Origin of the sequence: uncultured Imperialibacter sp. (assembly GCF_963974565.1) — a bacterium.
Taxonomy (GTDB): Bacteria; Bacteroidota; Bacteroidia; order Cytophagales; family Cyclobacteriaceae; genus Imperialibacter; species Imperialibacter roseus.
In genome coordinates this window covers 36,140-54,683 of sequence record NZ_CAXBCJ010000019.1, presented here as the reverse complement: position 1 = coordinate 54,683, position 18,544 = coordinate 36,140, and the positions used below count along the sequence as shown (strand labels likewise).

15 protein-coding genes are annotated in these 18,544 nt (G+C 46.6%); 10 read left to right on the top strand and 5 right to left on the bottom strand.

The window, feature by feature from the left end; all coding sequences use genetic code 11:
• Positions 1-5: 5 nt before the first annotated feature.
• From AAC052_RS21800 to rny, 4 genes are all read left to right on the top strand, one after another.
• A complete protein-coding gene (locus tag AAC052_RS21800) occupies positions 6-608 on the top strand; it encodes a DUF1684 domain-containing protein (protein WP_339815491.1) in 603 nt (200 codons plus the stop codon).
• 85 nt (positions 609-693) lie between these two features.
• Positions 694-3,111: a phenylalanine--tRNA ligase subunit beta gene (gene pheT / locus AAC052_RS21795; protein ID WP_339815490.1), complete on the top strand. Its 2,418-nt coding sequence runs from the start codon at positions 694-696 to the stop codon at positions 3,109-3,111.
• A gap of 318 nt (positions 3,112-3,429) precedes the next feature.
• Positions 3,430-3,717, top strand: a complete 288-nt coding sequence (locus tag AAC052_RS21790) for a cell division protein ZapA (RefSeq protein ID WP_151996366.1) — start codon at positions 3,430-3,432, stop codon at positions 3,715-3,717.
• 86 nt (positions 3,718-3,803) lie between these two features.
• Positions 3,804-5,369, top strand: coding sequence for a ribonuclease Y (gene rny / locus AAC052_RS21785; protein ID WP_317489544.1), 1,566 nt, complete (start codon positions 3,804-3,806; stop codon positions 5,367-5,369).
• Positions 5,370-5,444: 75 nt separating this feature from the next.
• Here the strand turns inward: rny and recA are convergent, their stop codons facing one another.
• A complete protein-coding gene (gene recA / locus AAC052_RS21780; RefSeq protein ID WP_151996368.1) occupies positions 5,445-6,476 on the bottom strand; it encodes a recombinase RecA in 1,032 nt (343 codons plus the stop codon).
• Positions 6,477-6,582: 106 nt separating this feature from the next.
• A complete protein-coding gene (locus AAC052_RS21775) occupies positions 6,583-6,999 on the bottom strand; it encodes a hypothetical protein (protein ID WP_317489545.1) in 417 nt (138 codons plus the stop codon).
• 127 nt (positions 7,000-7,126) lie between these two features.
• Here AAC052_RS21775 and AAC052_RS21770 point away from each other — a divergent pair, with 127 nt between their 5' ends.
• The 6 genes from AAC052_RS21770 (at position 7,127) to AAC052_RS21745 (ending at position 12,863) form a co-directional block, all read left to right on the top strand.
• Positions 7,127-8,155: an aminopeptidase gene (locus AAC052_RS21770; RefSeq protein ID WP_339815489.1), complete on the top strand. Its 1,029-nt coding sequence runs from the start codon at positions 7,127-7,129 to the stop codon at positions 8,153-8,155.
• Positions 8,152-8,988 carry a DUF3108 domain-containing protein gene (locus tag AAC052_RS21765; protein ID WP_317489547.1) on the top strand — a complete coding sequence of 279 codons (837 nt, stop codon included), beginning with the start codon at positions 8,152-8,154 and terminating at the stop codon, positions 8,986-8,988. The genes AAC052_RS21770 and AAC052_RS21765 overlap by 4 nt, the downstream gene beginning before the upstream one ends.
• Before the next feature lie 151 nt (positions 8,989-9,139).
• Positions 9,140-9,829, top strand: coding sequence for a response regulator transcription factor (locus AAC052_RS21760; protein WP_151996371.1), 690 nt, complete (start codon positions 9,140-9,142; stop codon positions 9,827-9,829).
• A 6-nt stretch (positions 9,830-9,835) separates the two neighbouring features.
• The gene (locus AAC052_RS21755) at positions 9,836-10,918 is read left to right on the top strand and encodes an ATP-binding protein (RefSeq protein ID WP_317489549.1); all 1,083 of its coding nucleotides are present in this window, start codon (positions 9,836-9,838) and stop codon (positions 10,916-10,918) included.
• 176 nt (positions 10,919-11,094) lie between these two features.
• Positions 11,095-11,790: a TIGR04283 family arsenosugar biosynthesis glycosyltransferase gene (locus tag AAC052_RS21750; protein ID WP_339815488.1), complete on the top strand. Its 696-nt coding sequence runs from the start codon at positions 11,095-11,097 to the stop codon at positions 11,788-11,790.
• Between the two features lie 5 nt (positions 11,791-11,795).
• Entirely contained in the window at positions 11,796-12,863 is a 1,068-nt protein-coding gene (locus AAC052_RS21745) for a VOC family protein (RefSeq protein WP_317489551.1), read from the top strand.
• Here the strand turns inward: AAC052_RS21745 and AAC052_RS21740 are convergent.
• The 3 genes from AAC052_RS21740 to AAC052_RS21730 all read right to left on the bottom strand — a co-directional run bounded on the left by AAC052_RS21740 (position 12,860) and on the right by AAC052_RS21730 (position 18,445).
• Positions 12,860-13,912, bottom strand: coding sequence for a hypothetical protein (locus AAC052_RS21740; RefSeq protein ID WP_339815487.1), 1,053 nt, complete (start codon positions 13,910-13,912; stop codon positions 12,860-12,862). The two genes, AAC052_RS21745 and AAC052_RS21740, sit on opposite strands and share 4 nt — an antisense overlap.
• A gap of 60 nt (positions 13,913-13,972) precedes the next feature.
• The gene (locus AAC052_RS21735) at positions 13,973-16,738 is read right to left on the bottom strand and encodes a phosphoenolpyruvate carboxylase (protein WP_339815486.1); all 2,766 of its coding nucleotides are present in this window, start codon (positions 16,736-16,738) and stop codon (positions 13,973-13,975) included.
• A gap of 246 nt (positions 16,739-16,984) precedes the next feature.
• Positions 16,985-18,445 (bottom strand): M14 metallopeptidase family protein, encoded by a 1,461-nt coding sequence (locus AAC052_RS21730; RefSeq protein ID WP_339815485.1) that lies wholly within the window; start codon positions 18,443-18,445, stop codon positions 16,985-16,987.
• Between the last annotated feature and the right edge of the window lie 99 nt (positions 18,446-18,544).

The window sequence follows — 18,544 nt, the reverse complement described above, 5'->3', positions numbered from 1 at the left end:
GTAAGATGAAAGGTTCGAAATTGATTATCAGTATTCTTGCAGTGGTGGTTGGTGTCGTTATTTTTTTAGCGAACTCCGGTGAAGAGTCACCTGAAGAGTACATAGCTTCCATTGAAAAGGAGCGCAAGGAGAAGAACGAATTTATGCGGAGTTCATCTGACTCGCCATTCAGAGGAAAAGAATTTACCGAGTTAAAATATTTTCCTGCTGACCCGGCTTACAAGGTCATGGCCAATGTTAATCAGTTGGAGGCCAGGGAGCTTGTAACGCTCGGTACCAGCGATGGAAAAACACAGCAGTATCAAAAATTTGCCTTCGTTGAATTTGAGATCAAAGGTCAGAGGAAGAAGTTGACTTTGTTGAGGCAGGCCGGGCCAGGCATGCAAAATGTCACTTTCCTGGCGTTTGCTGACGCCACCAGTGGGGAATCAACGTATGGCGGAGGCCGCTACCTCGACGTGTCAGTAAAAAATGCCAGGCAAATTGTGCTGGATTTCAATTTGGCCTACAACCCCTACTGTGAGTACAACAGCAGTTATTCATGCCCCCTTCCTTTGAAAGAGAATGTTTTGGACATCGCTATCGAGGCAGGCGAAAAAAACTACTAGCTCGCCTACTACTTGACGCTATTTGGTTAATTTTACCCCTTCGTTTTTTTGAAACGAATTAAATAAGGAAGAAGAGAAGCAAGGAATGAAGATTTCATATAATTGGCTGAAGGAATATATTGATCTGACAGAGAAGCCCGAGGAGGTGTCAAAAGTACTTACCGGGTTGGGGTTGGAAGTGGAAGGACTCGAATTTCACGAGGAGATTCCCGGAAGCATGGAGGGCCTGGTGCTGGGCGAAGTGGTGGCATGCGAACCCCACCCGAATGCAGATAAGCTGAAGCTGACACAAGTTGATGTTGGTGGGCCCGAACTGTTGGGTATTGTTTGCGGTGCTCCCAATGTGGCAAAAGGGCAGCGGGTAGTGGTGGCTACCAATGGCACCACGATACACCCTAAGGCAGGTGAGCCTTTCCAAATCAAGAGAGCAAAAATAAGAGGCGAAGAGTCGAACGGGATGATCTGCGCTGAGGACGAAATAGGCCTGAGCAGCGACCATGGTGGCGTAATTGTGCTGGATACGCAGTTACCCAATGGCACGCCAGCGGCAGATTATTTTAAGCCAACCACAGACTATGTATTCGAAATTGGCCTAACACCCAACAGGGCCGATGCCACCTCGCACTACGGCACAGCCAGAGACCTGGCAGCCTTTTACGGAAGGCCTTTGAAGTTCCCTCCTATTGATACTTTTAAAACAGATGACAAGTCTCTTAAAATAGACGTTTCTGTTGAAAACGCTGAGGCGTGTCCAAGGTATGCAGGCGTTACATTGACGGGCCTGAAAGTTGGGCCTTCGCCGTCATGGCTCAAAGCTCGCCTGGAGGCGATAGGACTCACTCCCATCAACAACATCGTTGACGTAACCAATTATATCTGCCACGGCGTGGGTCAGCCGCTACATGCTTTCGACGCTGCGAAAATCAAGGGAGGAAAGGTGGTTGTCAAGACGCTTCCCGAAGGCACTAAGTTTACCACATTGGATGAGAAAGAGAGGAAGCTTTCGGCCAATGACCTGATGATTTGCGATGCCGAAGAAGGTATGTGTATAGCAGGCGTTTTCGGCGGCACACACTCGGGCGTATCCGACACCACGACAAGTATCTTTCTCGAGTCTGCCTACTTCTCTCCTGACTACGTGAGACGCACTGCCATCTTGCATGGTCTGAAAACTGATGCTTCTTTCAGATTTGAACGAGGCATTGACCCAAATGGGGCCGTAAATGCTTTGAAACATGCTGCACTCCTTATAAAAGAAGTGGCTGGAGGAAGTATTAGCTCTGAGGTAGTTGATATCTACCCGCAGCCCATTGCCGACTTCAGGTTCAAAGTTCGCTTTGCCAGGGTCAATATGCTGATGGGGAAAGATATCGGCAGAGAGGCTATTCTGAAAATTTTGAAAAATCTGCACATTGGTGTTGAGGATTTAACGGCTCATGATTTCACCGCTGTTGTGCCTCCCTACAGGGTGGATGTGCAGCGTGAAATAGACATAGTAGAGGAGGTTTTGAGGGTGTATGGCATCGATAATATTGAGTTATCGGCGACTATTGGTGCCAAAACTTTGTCGGAATTCCCGACGGTGGACGACAATAAGCTTCAGCTTAAAATTTCGGAGTTCCTGGCGGCAAGATCCTTCTACGAAATCATCACCAACTCTCTGACCAATGCTGAATATGGTGCCAAATCAGGATTGTACGAGGAAGAGCAGAATGTCGTTATCCTTAACAAGTTGAGTGAAGAGCTTGGCGTGATGCGTCAGTCAATGCTTTTCAGTGGACTGGAAGTGGTGGCTTACAACAACAACCACCGCCAACCGAACCTGAAGTTTTTTGAGTTTGGCAAGACGTATCATAAGAAGGACAGCGGAAAGTACCGGGAGCAAAACAGGCTGGCATTGTTTGTTACAGGCGCCTCTCATGAGGAATCCTGGAGACAGCCAACCAAAGCGATAGAATTCTACGATTTGTCCGCTGCTTTGCAGCAAATTTTGAATAAATTGAACATCTCAGGATACGAGACTCAACCTACCTCAGACAAGACATTTGAGTCGGGCCTTGATTTTTCGTTGAATGGAAAAATGTTTGCAAGCATTGGGCAGGTAAACAAAAAGGTGCTGAAGCTGGCGGAGGTGCGACAGCCGGTCTTTTATGCTGACATCGACTGGAAGCAACTGCTGAAGTGGTACAAAGGCACAATCGACTATGCTGAAGTGCCGAAGTTTCCAGAAGTGCGCCGTGACTTGTCGTTAGTGCTGGACAAGTCAGTGAGTTTCTCGCAGGTTGAGAAAGTGGCCAGGCAAGCGGAACGTAGACTGATCAAGGGGCTGAATGTTTTCAGCGTTTATGAAGGAGACAAGCTGGAAGCTGGTAAGAAGTCGTATGCCATCAGTTTCACTCTTCAGGATGAGAAGGAGACCCTGAAGGACAAGCAAATTGACAAAACAATGAATGCGTTGATAGCTGCTTTTGAAAGTCAGCTTGGGGCTATAATAAGGAAGTGATTACTATGAACTCAAACCAACTCAACTCGGAATTAAACTCATTGGAAAGAAAGATTTCCCTTCTTTTAAATGAATATAAAAACCTGAAAAAGGAGTTAGATCATACCAAAACGGAGAATGAAGAGCTCCGTAGTGTTTTGAGTTCGAAGGAACATCAGATAAGCGACTTCCAAAATAAATTTAAAATTAGTAAGATTGCTGATAGTTTGGCATTGAGCGGAGACGACTCGACAGAACTCAAACAAGTATTAAATGAATATATTAAGGAGATAGATAGGTGCATTGCTCATTTGAGTCAATAACCTGTAAGGATAAGTGATGGGGGAACAGCTTTCGATACGGATAAAAATAGGCAACAGAGAATACCCAATGAAGGTATCGGCTCATGAAGAGGGCATGGTACGTCAGGCAGGCAAGCAATTGAATGAAAGGATGAAGTCGTACAAGGAACAATTTGGCATCGACGATCCACAAGACTTGCTGGCAATGGTGTCCTTCGACTTGCTTATTGAAAAACTGAAAGTCGACGAGACTGTTGTAGACAATGATCAGGTAACACTAGAAAAAATTACTCACCTAAATCATCTGATCACCCAGGCCTTATAAACCTGCATATCATTTTTTACCCTGTGCTTCTGTAGCAATTTCTGCTGGTGCTAACTAGTAATAGTATACACCTTATATTAAATGTTATGGACACAACCGTATATATCATCCTATTTGCCTTTGTTGGGATTGTGGCGGGCTTTCTCGCAGGGAGAATGGCCCTTAAGAAATCCTATGCATCTAAGGAGTCGGACATTGAAGAAAAGAGTAAGCTGCTGGTAAAAGAAGCTGAAATTGAGGCTGAGAACATCAAGAAGAATAAGATTCTTGAAGCCAAAGAAAGATTCCTGAAGCTTAGAGAAGAATTCGAGGAGGAGTCGAATAGGAAAAAGGCCATCATCATCTCCAACGAAAACAAGATCAAGCAAAGAGAGCAGGCGCTATCGAAGCAGTTTGAGCAGAACAAGAGAACCGAGGCTGAGCTAGACTCTGCCAAGGAGAACCTGAATGCTCAAATGGAGATATTGAAAAAGAGGAAGGAAGAGCTGGACAAAATCAGGCAGCAGCAAGTAGAGATCCTCGAAAAAATTTCAAGCCTCACAGCCGACGAAGCAAGAGAGCAGCTGGTGGAAACGCTGAAAGACGAAGCTCGTTCCAAGGCATCGTCTCACATCAAAGAGATTATTGAAGAATCGAAGCTGACTGCTACCAAGGAAGCGAAGAAGATCGTTCTCCAGACAATCCAGCGAACTGCTACAGAGCACGCCATAGAAAATTGTGTTTCCATTTTCAACATTGAAAGTGACGACATCAAAGGCAAGATCATTGGGCGTGAAGGTAGAAACATCCGGGCATTGGAAGCGGCTACAGGAGTGGAGATCATAGTTGACGACACACCAGAAGCCATCATCATCTCAGGTTTTGATCCGGTACGCCGTGAGGTAGCCAGATTGTCTTTGCACCGCCTGGTGCAGGATGGCAGGATTCACCCGGCCCGTATTGAAGAGATCGTGGCCAAAACTGCCAAGAACATCGATGATGAAATAGTCGAAATTGGTGAGAAGACTGTGATTGAGTTGGGTATTCACGGGGTGCACCCTGAATTGATCAAAATGGTTGGCCGGATGAGGTTCCGTTCGTCTTACGGGCAAAACCTGCTTCAGCATTCCAGAGAGGTAGCGAAGCTTTGCGCCACGCTGGCTGCTGAGCTTGGGCTGAATGCCAAGATGGCCAAAAGAGCCGGGCTTCTACATGATATTGGCAAGGTGTGGCCCGAAGAGCCAGAGCAGCCACATGCGATCCTAGGCATGGAGCTGGCCAAGAAATACAAGGAGCATCCTGATGTTTGCAACGCCATTGGCGCTCACCACGATGAAGTGGAAATGACAGCGATGATTTCACCTATCATTCAGGCATGTGACGCTATTTCAGGCTCACGGCCAGGCGCCCGCCGTGAGGTGATGGAGTCGTACATCCGCCGATTGAAGGAGCTGGAAGCTTTAGCGCTGGAGTTTGATGGCGTCAATAAATGCTACGCTATTCAGGCCGGCCGTGAGCTCAGGGTGATTGTAGACGCTGATTCCGTGTCTGACCAAAGAGCTGGCGACATGTCGTTTGAGATTAGCCAGAAGATCGAGAGAGATATGCAGTACCCGGGGCAGATAAAGGTGACTGTTATTCGTGAGATGCGATCGATTGCTTACGCAAAGTAGACCGGGAGTCTGTAAAAAGTAAGCCTTTAGTTTTAAGCCCGTTGAGGGTCGAAAAACTAAAGGCTTTTTGTTTGTTTATTCTTTTTCTGCCACTGCAGGAGCCGGTGCAGCAACGCCCGCAATTTTTTCTTTGATTTTCTTTTCTATTTCTTCCATCAGTTCAGGGTTGTCAAGCAGCAATTCCTTTACTGAATCCCTTCCCTGACCCAGCTTGGTTTCCTGATACGAGAACCACGAGCCTGACTTTTTCACAATGTCCAGGTCAACCCCAATGTCGATAATCTCGCCTACTTTGGAGATGCCTTTACCATACATGATATCGAACTCCACGATTTTAAATGGAGGTGCCACTTTGTTCTTTACCACTTTCACCCGGGTGCGGTTACCAGTCACGTTGTCAGCGCCCTCTTTGATTTGACCCACACGGCGAATGTCAAGCCTAACCGAAGCATAAAACTTCAGCGCATTACCACCAGTGGTGGTTTCAGGATTTCCGAACATCACGCCTATTTTCTCTCTCAACTGGTTAATGAATATGCAGGAACAGCCAGTCTTATTAATAGTACCAGTCAGCTTTCTCAAAGCCTGCGACATCAACCTGGCTTGCAAACCCATTTTGCTATCACCCATTTCTCCCTCAAGTTCTCCTTTTGGCACAAGGGCAGCTACGGAGTCAATCACGATGATGTCAATAGCGCCTGAACGGATCAGGTGTTCTGTAATTTCAAGCGCCTGCTCTCCATTGTCGGGTTGAGAAATGAGCAGGTTCTCGGTGTCAATGCCGAGCTTTTCTGCATAGGATTTGTCAAAGGCATGTTCCGCATCAATGAAAGCAGCAAGACCTCCCTTTTTTTGAGCCTCCGCAATGCAGTGCATTGAAAGGGTGGTTTTACCTGATGATTCCGGTCCGTAAATTTCAATTACCCGGCCTCTTGGAATTCCACCAACACCAAGAGCGATATCAAGCCCCAAAGAGCCTGTAGAAATGGCTGGCACGTCAACTACCCGCTCATCACTCAGCTTCATGATGGTGCCTTTGCCGTAAGTTTTTTCAAGTTTGTCGATGGTCAGCGCCAGCGCCTTCAGTTTTTCAGTTTTATCGCTCATGATATGTGATTAAAATATTGAGTATTGGGGCTGTGAATTTACTAGGATTCGCCTCAAATACCAACGCTATCACGGGCAGATTTACCCTGTCACACAACAATAGCCTTCAGCTATTCTCTTCCGCCTTTTGACTGACTTCCATCTCAGCGGCTGTGGGTGTTTCCCAGAAAGTGAGGAAGATATAGATACAAAATGCAGTGCCCAGCGGAAAATTGAAGAAGTAGAAAACCGCAGGTGCCATCGACGCTTTTTGTGCCCATTTTTGGTTGGCCAGTATGCCGGCAGCCAGGATAAACTCGATAATGGCCAGCCCAACATAGAAAAACGGGAAGGCATACATAAGGGCAGCGGGATGTCTGAAAGTAAGCCCACCTATATGGATGTCACTAAATATTTCCCAGCTGTCGAAAAAATAGACAGCATTGTACATAAAAGCTGAGAACACAAGGTGCAGAAGTGATACGACAATCAGAATTTTTCCGATGATCTTATTGTGCCTTTGAAATTGTTCAGGAGACTTCATATAGACAAGGTAATGATTAGTACTATGTTTTACAAGGTATTATACGCTCGGCGCTCTAAATGGTTCGGCGATTTGCTTCCTGTACAATATTTTTCGTCGTTAGGTGTTGAAGAGCTAAATTGGAATCGTGAAGAAAAAGATTGTTTTAACGATTGTTCTGCTTTTGGTAGCAGTATTGATCTACTATAGAGATTTGGTTAGTTATGGGTGGATGCAGGGCAAAGGTCAGTTTGAGATCTTGTGGGAAGCTCAACCAATTGGGGAATTTCTTGAGTCACCCGACTTCCCGGACTCTTTAAAGGCCAAGCTAAGGCTCATTCAGGAGATAAGGTCTTTTGCGGTTGACTCTCTGGGTATTTCCCCTTCTGACAACTATACGACGATGTACAATCAGAAGGGCGAAAATTTACTCTGGAACGTAACCGCCGCAGAGCCGTTTGCACTGGTGCCATATCGCTGGAAGTTTCCGTTTCTGGGGTCGTTTCCCTACAAGGGATACTTTGACCTGGAAAAGGCGAAGCTTGAAAGGGCGAGGCTGGACTCGGCTGGCTACGACACGCATATCGGCATGGTAAGCGGTTGGTCTACCCTGGGCTGGTTTAAGGATCCGATTTTGAGTAAAATGCTGGAGAGATCAGAAGGTGATCTGGCTGAATTGATCATTCATGAGCTTACACACGGCACGCTTTACGTTAAAGACAGCGTTGAGTTTAATGAGAACCTGGCCAGCTTTGTGGGAAGAATGGGTGCCATTCAGTTCTTAAAGAACCGGTTCGGACAAAACTCAGCTGAACTCACGTCGTATGTAAACTCGGAGGTCGATTATGAAAAGATCTACCGTCACTATTTGAATGGGGCACGAAAATTGGATAGCTTATATACAACCATGGACGAATCAATGTCTGTTGCCCTGAAAAGTGAGCAAAAAAAGGACATGATTTATGACATAATGAAAAACCTGGACACCCTGCGCTTCAAAGAAAGAAAGCCTTTTCAGTGGAAGACTGAAAACAGGTTGCCCAATAATACCTTCTTTATGTCATACCTGAGGTACCGTGGCAAAATGACCAGCTTCGAAAACGAATTAGAGGAGAGGTTTGGGGGTGACCTTAGGGCATATGTGACTTATTTAAAAGGAGTATATCCTTCGTTATGAAAAATATACTGACAAAAATAGGTGGGTTAATAGCACTCGCAGGAATTTTTTCAGCGTTCGGTCAGTACGCTGGTGATCGTGCATTTAGAACCCTTAGTAACCGAAGTTTCAAAAAGGGTGAGCTTTTGGAGTACAGACTGCACATTGGCATGCTGACTGCCGGTGAAGCTACGATGAGCATTCTGCCGGATATTGAAAGGCGGAATGGGAGGCCTTGCTACCGCATCGACGTCTATGGAAAAACTACAGGCCTGGCCGATTTTCTGTATAGCGTAAAGGACAACTGGGGCACTTATTATGACACCGCCTCTCTGGTGCCGCACCAGTTTTACAGGAATATCCAGGAAGGAAAGTATAGGAAGTATGAAATAGTTGATTTTGATCACCAGGGGGAAAAGGCCAAAGTGACCACGCTGGACAAGCATACCTTTAAGCCGAAGGAAACCAAAATGTACGATATACCGTCCAATATCCAGGACCTGGTAAGTGGTTACTACTACATCCGGACGCTTGACTTTTCAAAAACTCAACCCAACGATACGCTCCAGGTAAAAGCTTTTTTCGACAAAGAACTTTTCGATATGAAAATCAGGTTTGTAAGGCGTGAAGTGCTGAAGACCAAACTCGGCAAGATCAACTCATTGGTTTTTGCACCTGTTATGCCAGAAAACAGTATTTTTGAAGGGGAAGATGCTATCTTGCTATGGATGTCTGACGATGCGAATAAGATTCCGCTCAAAGTGAGAGCTAAGATGTTTTTAGTGGGTTCGGTAGACATTGATATCACCGACGCAAAGAATATTAAGTCTAGGCTGGCGGTCGTTCAGGAGTAGTATTAACAAATTGTTACCGCTTTTACATTCAGTTCTTTATTGTCTACTTTTAAGCCGTCTTTAGTATTCGTAGCTGGTTTTTATCGGTTGAGTAACAAAAAATACAGCACTAAGACCTGGTTTTTAAATTATCGTAATCCCCCGGTGAACAATGGGAAATAAGCAATCACAAAAGGTACTGGTAGTAGACGATGAAGCTGACATATTAGAGCTGCTAAAGTACAACCTGGCCAAAGAAGGTTATGACGTAAAGACGTCGCTCGATGGTAGAAAGGCTGTTGAAATTGCCAAAACCTACCATCCCGACCTCATTCTGCTGGACATAATGATGCCTCATCAGGACGGTGTGGAAACATGCAGGCAGCTAAGAGAGATACCAGAGCTCAATAACTCTTTCGTTATTTTTCTAACAGCACGGTCTGAAGAATACTCGGAAGTAGCGGCTTTTGATATCGGAGCCGACGATTATATAACAAAGCCGATTAAGCCGAGGGCTTTGATGAGCAGGATAAACGCCTTGTTCAGACGAGACTCTAAAAAGAAGAAGGACAATAATCAGGTGTCGGCAGGGGATTTAAGTATTGACCGGACAAGCTACACTGCCACTATTGGGGAGGACAAGATCAACCTTCCCAAAAAGGAATTTGAGCTGCTGTACTTCCTTGCCCAAAACCCTGGAAAGGTGTTCAGCCGGGATGATCTGTTGCAGAACATATGGGGCACCGACGTATATGTGTTGGCACGCACAGTCGATGTGCATATCAGAAAAGTCAGAGAGAAAATAGGGGAAGGATATATATCTACCGTGAAAGGCGTTGGATATAAGTTTGAGGCTAACTAAGCTTTTATGTTGCTTAACTCCCGGGCCCTTGCGCTGCTGCTATCTGTTTCCATATCCGTTATTACTACTGCTTTTTTGTACCTGCTGCCTCAGGTAACCGTCACAGCTCTCTTTGTCGCATTTGGGCTTTCGTTTTCGTCTTCTTATCTGTTGATCAGCGTCGTGCTGGAATTTCTTTTTTTTAAGGAAATCAATGGCATTAATGAGGCTTTTGAAAACATAAGGAAAAAAGATTTCACTGAAGTAGATGATCCCTCTTCAAATCCCCTCAGCCCGCTCAAGAGAATCAATGAAGAGATTTATTCCTACGCAAAAATCAAGCAGCGGGAGATCGATGAGTTGAAGAAGATGGAGGCTTTCAGAAGGGAGTTTCTTGCCGATGTTTCCCACGAGCTGAAGACACCCATTTTTGCTGCTCAGGGATTTGTGCATACACTTTTGGATGGGGCGGTTGAAGACAAGTCTGTTAGGATCAAGTTCCTGAAAAAAGCCGCCAAGAGCCTTGATGGTCTGGACATTCTGGTGCACGACCTGTTAACCATTTCTCAAATGGAAACTGGTGAAATTAAAATGCATTTTGAAGACTTTGATGTTCGGGAGCTTACAGAGGAAATTATTGAACAGTTCGAAGAGAAAGCCGAGAAGAAGAAAATCAAGCTTAGCTATACGAAGGCAGGGAAGGCCCCGATTTATGTTCACGCCGATTTTCAGAGAATCTATCAGGTGCTGACTAACCTCATTTCGAATGGAATCAAATATACCAAGGATGAAGGTATGGTGGAGATCGATTTCGAAGAGGGAAAGCATGATGTAACTATATTCGTCAAAGATACCGGGCGTGGAATACCTCCTGAAGACTTGAAACGGGTGTTCGAACGGTTTTATAGAGTGGAAAAGAGCCGGTCGAAAGAAAAAGGGGGGACTGGTTTGGGGCTTGCCATCGTCAAGCACATTATCGAAGCCCATGGCAGTAAAGTCAGCGTTACCAGCACGGTGGGCAAAGGCTCAACTTTCTTTTTTAAACTTCGCAAGAGCGACATGGAGGAAATAGAAGTTCTTCGGGATGACTCACCGGATGAGGATGAGTAGTAGCTGTGCCGCTACAGAAAAATAGTCAGTTAATTTTTGGGTGTTGCTTTTGAAGCCGCTATACTGGCACAAGTCTGAGGACACCTGCTGGATGGAGCTTGTAAGCGCTGGTGAGAACAAACGGAAGCCCGGCAGGTTTCAAATGGAGAAACTGACACGAACGACCCAACGCATCAATGACAATCAGCGTAATCATTCCAACCTACAATGAAGAGCAGAATATCGTTCGCCTGATTGAAAGCCTGAAAAGGCACGGCGATGACGAAAGCAGGGAAATAATTGTTGTGGATGGAGGTAGCAGTGACGACACAGCTCGATTGGCTGCGGCTGCCGGGGCGGTGGTGGTTAAAACTGCTGTCAGGCAGCGATCGGTGCAAATGAACCTTGGTGCTGAAAAAGCCGGTGGCGATGTGTTCTACTTTGTGCATGCCGACGTTGTTGTTGAGCCCGACTATATGACCGATATTTTTCAATCGCTCTCACGGGGTTACGAAAGCGGCTGTTATCGCTACCGCTTCAATTCGAACAATTTGTCGCTTAGAATCAATGCTTTTTTTACAAGGTTCCCATTTCTTTGGTGTCGGGGTGGTGATCAAACGCTTTTTGTCACAAAAGAGCTTTTTCGGAATTTGGGAGGCTTTCAGGAACACTATCTTATCATGGAGGACTATGACATCATAGAACGGATAAAGAGGAAAAGCAGCTTCCGGATCATGCCCAGGGAGATAGTAGTGTCAGCAAGAAAATATGACACCAATAGCTACCTTCGGGTTCAATTTGCTAACTTTTTAGTTTTTAGCTTGTATTTTTGGGGCGCTTCTCAGCATAGGCTGACAAGCCTTTATAAAAAACTACTCAAGACTGATCAATAGGTTCTATGGAAAGTTACATTACTGGAGTTCAGCAGGCAGGCATAGGTGTGCCGGATATTGATAAATACTGGCCATGGTACAGCAAAATGTTCGGCTTGTCTGTCGCCATCTTCGACGACAGAGCTGAAGCAGCACTTATGACGCCCTACACTGGCGGAGAGGTGCACTCCAGAAGGGCTGTGCTGGCCTTGAACATGGCCGGCGGCGGTGGTGCGGAAATTTGGCAGTTTACAAGCAGAACACCCGGCAGCTGCTCTTTTAACCCTGTGTATGGTGACCTCGGTCTGTTCGCTCTAAAGATCAAAACCCGAAACATTAAATCATTTGTAGCACTTGCTCAAAGCGCCAAAGCAGAGGTGTCAGAGATTCTGACAGACGCTAAAGGGAGAGGGTATGCGTGGGTAAAGGATCCAATGGGCAACATATTTCAGGTTGTTGAGATTTCAGAAGGGTGGTTTGGCGAGAATGGCAACCTCACTGGCGGCATTTTCGGAGCCGTTATAGGAGTTTCGTCAGTGGACAAATCGCTGCCATTTTACCAAACGCTGCTTGGCAAGTCAGGAGTAGTGTTCGATGAAGAGGCCAAGGGAGACAAGTTCGTCGATGCTGGCTCACCGGCTGTCCGGCGACTGGTGTTGAGCAAAACTCCCGGACAAGTGGGGGCCTTTAGCCAGCTACTGGGAGGGATAGAGCTTGAGCTTGTTGAAAGGAAAGACAAAGCAGGAAAAAGAATTTTTGACGATACGAGATATTGGGGCGACTGTGGATTCATCCACCTTTGCTTCGATGTGCTGGATATGGAGCCTCTTCAGAAGGTGCTGAACAAAGCTGGCCACAAATTTACCATTGACAGCAAGGGCACTTTTGCCATGGGAGAAGCCGGAGGTCGGTTCGCCTATGTGGAAGATCCGGACGGAGCCCTGATAGAGTTGGTAGAAACTCACAAAATCCCTATCATGAAGAAATATGGTTGGTTTTTGGATCTCACGAAGCGAAAGGGAAACAAGCCGTTGGCCAAGTGGATGTTCAAGGTGTTGGCCATGGCGAGCCCCAAAGCAAAAGCAATGGACTAGTTGCCAGCTTGCGGAATATTTGCATCCCGGCCATACCACTTTTTGATAACAACTTCTGCAGGCTTGTTTTGTGGCGTATAGTCGTTGTTCTCCATTCCGCCGGCCTTAGGGTGGTCAGGATACCATTTCCAAAGAAACCCACCAGAAAACCATGGCTCGTCCCAGAAAGACTGGAAGAGCGCTTCATACGTATTGCTTTGGGCCTGCAGGTTTAGCGGCTGTTCTTTTTCGTTCAATTCCCAATGTTTAGCTGCTGCATAGTCAGCGCTGCGGTAGCCATATTCAGTGAACAGAACGGGGCGGTTAAATTTTTGAGAAAGCTTTTCTAGTGACTTTTTCGGCTCCGCCCAATTTTTCTTCAGCTGTTTTACTGAAGGTGTTTTTTCGTCGCTGATTGGGAAGTATGCATCAATGCCGATGTAGTCCAACTGTTCCCAGCAGCTCACCTCCATGTAGTTGTCCCAGTTGGCAGCGTAGGTCAGTTTGCCTTTGAAGTTCGCCCGGCATGTGGTAGCAAGTTTCACCCAAAAATCAGGACGGTGTATGATGGCCTGATTGAATTCAGTGCCAATGCAAAAAATTTCGGCATTCAATGAGTCGGCTACCTTCAGATAAGTCATGATATAGCTCAGGTAGTTTTCTTCCCATGCCGCCCATTCTTCCTCCGTTTGAAGTACAAAATCGCCAGCCCAGCCGTCGCCTCTCACCCACACATGCGGCTTTACCATTACCTTCAGGCCTTTGTTATGTGCAGCCACAATCTGTTGAGCAACGCCATTAGTCGTTTCCCCTCCCCACTGACGGGAGTGATTGAAGTGCAGCTCAGGAGAGTGCCCGGGGGCAAAGGCAAAGGGAATAATAGCAACCCATTTGGCACCAACGCTGTCGAGGTGCTCAAGTTCTTCTTCAGTGCTTACTTCCCTGCCTGCCACCAGCGACACGCCGCTTATCTTTTGCCCCAAATGAACCGGGGCGTTTTGCATATAACAGCCAGACAATGTCATGGCGATAAATGCAGAGATAAACATGTTGAGTTTGAGACGATTCATGGCCTGAAAGCGAAATATTAAGAAATATGACACTTTTCAGGCGCAATTCAAATCAATTCATCAACCGGTGTTTCGCATAGCACTTGCTATTGCATTGATAGTAATGAGCAAATGAGTAAGTGTTACCTCAGTCTTGTCAGACCCTTCTTCTTTCTCTTTGCGCCACTTTTTAAGCAAGCTCACCTGGGTCTTGTGAAGGTTGTCCATCAGGGATGCCCTCAAAAGACTGGAGTAGTAGTGGTTTCTCCGCCTTTCCTTCATTGGCCTTCCCAGAAGACCTTCAAGCGCTTCACTTGTTTTCTTTAGCTCCGTAATAAAGATGTTGAGGAATTTTTCTCTCACTTTGTCATCAGTTACCAGCGACGCATACTCCTTCATGATCAATTCGTCGGTGGAGGCAAGGCTGGTGTCGATGTTGGTGAATACATAACGAATGAGAGGATCAAACTTGATAGCCTTCTTGAACTCCGCATAAATTTCGGGCTGATTGTCTCTCAAATTTTGCAGAGTAGAACCAACACCAAACCAGCTGGTCATATTATACCTCGACTGGCTCCAGCTAAATACCCACGGAATGGCTCTCAGATCCTCCAATGACTTGGCGCCGGACCTTCTCGCAGGCCTTGAACCAATTTTACTGGATTCGATAGCATCGATGGGGGTAGCTTCTCTGAAAAACTGTATGAAGCCTTCTTCGTGCATTAGCTTCTCATAGTAGCCTTTGCTTTCGTTGGCGAGCTTCTCAAGAATTTCCGCCATAGGGTGATACTTTCTTTCGGTCACGCCGTCCAAAATAGTTCGGGCGGCAGTGCTGGCAACCAACAGTTCCAGGTTGTATTCGGCGTTTACCTTGTTGGCATACTTTTGCGCAATGGTTTCACCCTGTTCGGTCAGCCGGATGGCTCCCTGAAGAGAAGAATGCGGAAGGGCATTAACGAAGTAGTGCGTCGGGCCTGCGCCACGGCTGATTGAGCCGCCTTTGCCGTGGAAGAACACAATTTTCACGCCCAGATCACGTCCAATTTGGCTCAACCGAGACTGTGCTTTGTATAGGTTCCACTGGCTGGCCATGATGCCGCCATCTTTGTTACTGTCGCTGTATCCTACCATCACCTGCTGGAAGAGCGAGCTGGCCTGGTTCTTGGTTTTTATGTATTCAATGCTTCTTTTGGTGAAAGGATGCTCTAAAAAGCCTTTTAAAATCTGACCACCGTTTTCAAGGTCTTCGATCGTTTCAAGCAATGGAACCACCGGCAAAATGCAAACGAGCCCTTCTTCCGATTGGGTTGTTAGCCCGGCTTCTCTCGCTAGCAGATAAACGGCGAGCAAATCGGAGACACTCCTGGTCATGCTGACAATGAGTGAGCCGATGCCTTCTGTGCCGTACTTTGAAATATGCTGTTCCACTACCTTGAGGCAGTCTACCACCGCCTGGGCGTTTTCACCCAGTGGAACATTTTTGTTGGCAAAGGGCCGGTTGGAGGCTAACTCTTTGTTCAGAAACGCCAGTCTCTCTTCTTCATTCCACTGCAGGTAGTCAGCCCCTTTCAGGCCAGCGGCGTCCATCAGCTGAGAAATAGCCTTGTCGTGAAATGCACTGTTTTGGCGTATGTCCAGGCGGGCCAGGTGAAGGCCAAATGTTTCTACGATCCTAATGGCTCCTATTACCTCATCAAAGGCAATGGATTTGGCACCATAGTCTATGAGGGCATCTTTCAAAATGGTAAGATCGTCAATGAGCTCTTTTGAGCCAGCATAGGCGCCCTTGAATTCTTGTAGTTCAGTGGCGTGACCCCTTTTTGTGTCAATGGGCAGTCGGGCCATCAGAATATTGACGAACTGGCGAAATGCTTCACCTTTATTGCGCTGCAAAGCTTCAATTCCTTTTTCACCCAATTCATGCATCAGGTGGTAGGCCCTCTCTCTTAGGGGCGGGTATACTTTATCAATATCGCATGCCAGACTGAGGTGCTTTACGAGCATCAGTAACCGGCGGCGCACCACCACGATGGCGTTGAGCCTAAGGGTTTGCAGGGTTTCGGCGGTCACCTGGGCAGTTACCAGTGGGTGACCATCTCTGTCTCCGCCCACCCAGTCACCGAAGCTGATCTTCGGAAAGGCGGAATTGTTGAGGAGAAGAGACCTGTCAAACCCTGCGTCATCCCAGGCTTGTATCATGCGGCGGTCAAGCACCGGTATCACGTCAGGGAACACATTTACCAGGTAGTGCAGGATGTTTCTTAACTCAGAGGCTACGTCCGGCTTCTCCACATAAATCTCCCCGGTTTTCCAAAGGCGGTACAGTACCAGCTTTATATTATGTCTGATATTGTCCTTCTCCTTTTTGGTGTACATCTGGTTTTCCCGCTGCACAATGAGAAGGTAAAGCTCCCTGTGGTGCTCGAGTACAGATGCACGCTTGGCTTCCGTTGGGTGTGCCGTGAGCACCGGCTCAATTGAAATCTCGGCCAGTTTGCTGGCAATGTCTTTTGGGCTGACCCCAGCCTCCTTGAGCGATTGTAAATTTTTGGCCCACAAACCACTGATACTTGGCAGCGACTGGTCTTCCAAATGCCTGCGGCTTTGCACAGCGGCATTTACTTCAACCATGTTCACTATTTGAAACACCAGTGAGTAAAGCTGAATCTCCTTTTCGCTAAGCTGGTCGGTATTGCTAAAGTTTATTTTGTTGATCCAGGGAATTTTGGAAGCAATGGCTTCTTCACCGTTTTCGGATAATGAATCCTTAAGGGCTTCCAGCAAAAAGGTCAGGTCTTCGTAAGGCTTGCCAAGTTCAATCCTTACCTGTTCCAGCACGTCTCTCATAAAGTATAATTTTTATGCCGGCATAGCCTTTTATTTGGCTTGAGCCGACCAAGTGTAAATTAGGGCTTCCAAAAATAGTGATTCTTAATGGAAAGGCTATGTGAGTAGAGAGGAGATTAGTGCTGGTTACGTAGTTTTATGAAATTCTTAATTTTTTTACGAAAAAATTGAAATAGTTCAATGTAGTGATTGAGGGTGCCTAGCCTAGCATCAATTACGCAAGGGCCCAAAAGAGCATATTTTGTTTTACCTGACCACCACTCCGTTCTTTACCCCCTTGTTGTTAGCAGTCGGATTGTAAACCATTCCATTTACCACCGTGAACATCACCTTTCCGTCTTTTGTGACGATGAATGTGGCTGGATCGCCAAATGAGATGCTTTCATCAGGCGTTTGGTAAGCGCCGATAACATTGACAGGCAAGTCAACATATCTCCCGACTGGCTTCCTCACCTTCACATAAGTGTACCCTTCCTGCAGCCAGTTGTCAATGTTGTCAACTGGAATGGCATCCATGGTATCGAAAACATCCGGGTAAACTTTCCCTGGCACGATCGTCATTCCGGTCGCATCAATTTCGTCGTAACCAAAATAGACCGACATATCGCCAACATCTTCAATATAGCCCGCCACGTCGTAGGTTCTAAGGTCTTCACGGGTGTTTTCCCTGAGGCGTATGGCTAAATCCATGGTATACCAACTGCTATCAAGCGCTAGCTGCCCATTTTTAACCAGCAGGTCTACGTAGTACCGTCCGTTTTCAGGTATTTTGAAATAGTCGTTGCTATCAAGCTTTTTATAACTCCCATCGGATATGCTTTGCAGGGTGCCCAGCAGGGCGAGAAAATGTACTTTTCTGATCATTTGCTTTTCAGGGTCGTTAGGGTAAGCGCCACATTCGATAAGGATTGTGCTGGTGCCCCATTTCTGGATGTTGTCGCCAAAGGCCCTGGGCTCAAAAGTGTCGTCGTACCTGGCAGTGTGGCCGGGCATGTAGTTTTGAACCAGGTTGTTGAGTTTGACCACGACTTGCAGGGCGGCCTTTCTTGATGCATTAATGTCTTTTGCTTCGTTGAATGCGGGTGCCAAAAAAGACAGAGACGCTGGCTTCCCTGTGCTGCCAGCGCTGGTTGCCGAATTCTGGTCGTGTAGGTTGAAGCCGAAATCAGGATTCAGGCTGTCTCTGACGTGCTTCAATAGCTGTGCCTCCGGCGACTGTAGTCTTACGGCGTCCCTATTGATGTCGATCCCCAAAGCATTTCGCCTTTGAAACTGCTCTGCCCCGTCGGGGTTCAGTATGGGAATGAAGTACAAAGTGACACCTTTTAATAAGGCCTCCTTTTCTTTGGCAAATGTGCTTTCGTCAGAAAGGAAATTGAAAAGGTCGAGCAGCACCCTCGTGGCGGTCGTTTCGTCGCCGTGCATTTGCGACCAAAGCAAAACTTTTACAGGGCCTGTACCGGCTTTCACCAAATAGATGCTCCGGCCCTCTATGCTCTCACCTGCTTTGGCAACAGAGAAGCCTTGTTTTGTCTTGAGGTTCAAAAGTAGTGGCTCCACGTCGCTGTGTTTGAACCGCCTTACTGAGATGCTTTTCTCGGCGAAGTTGTCGTAGGCCGCTTCTACTTTTGCCAGAAACTCATTTTGCTGGCCGAAAGCCTGCTGGCAGAGTAATGCGGTAAGAAACAGGAAGGTTGATCTTTTCATATTGGGTTCTTTTCAACAAGGAAGGATAAATATCAGCTATTGACAACCTTAATTCAACCATTGGAGGGTTTTTGCACTTTGTGTGATAGCTTTGTGGCC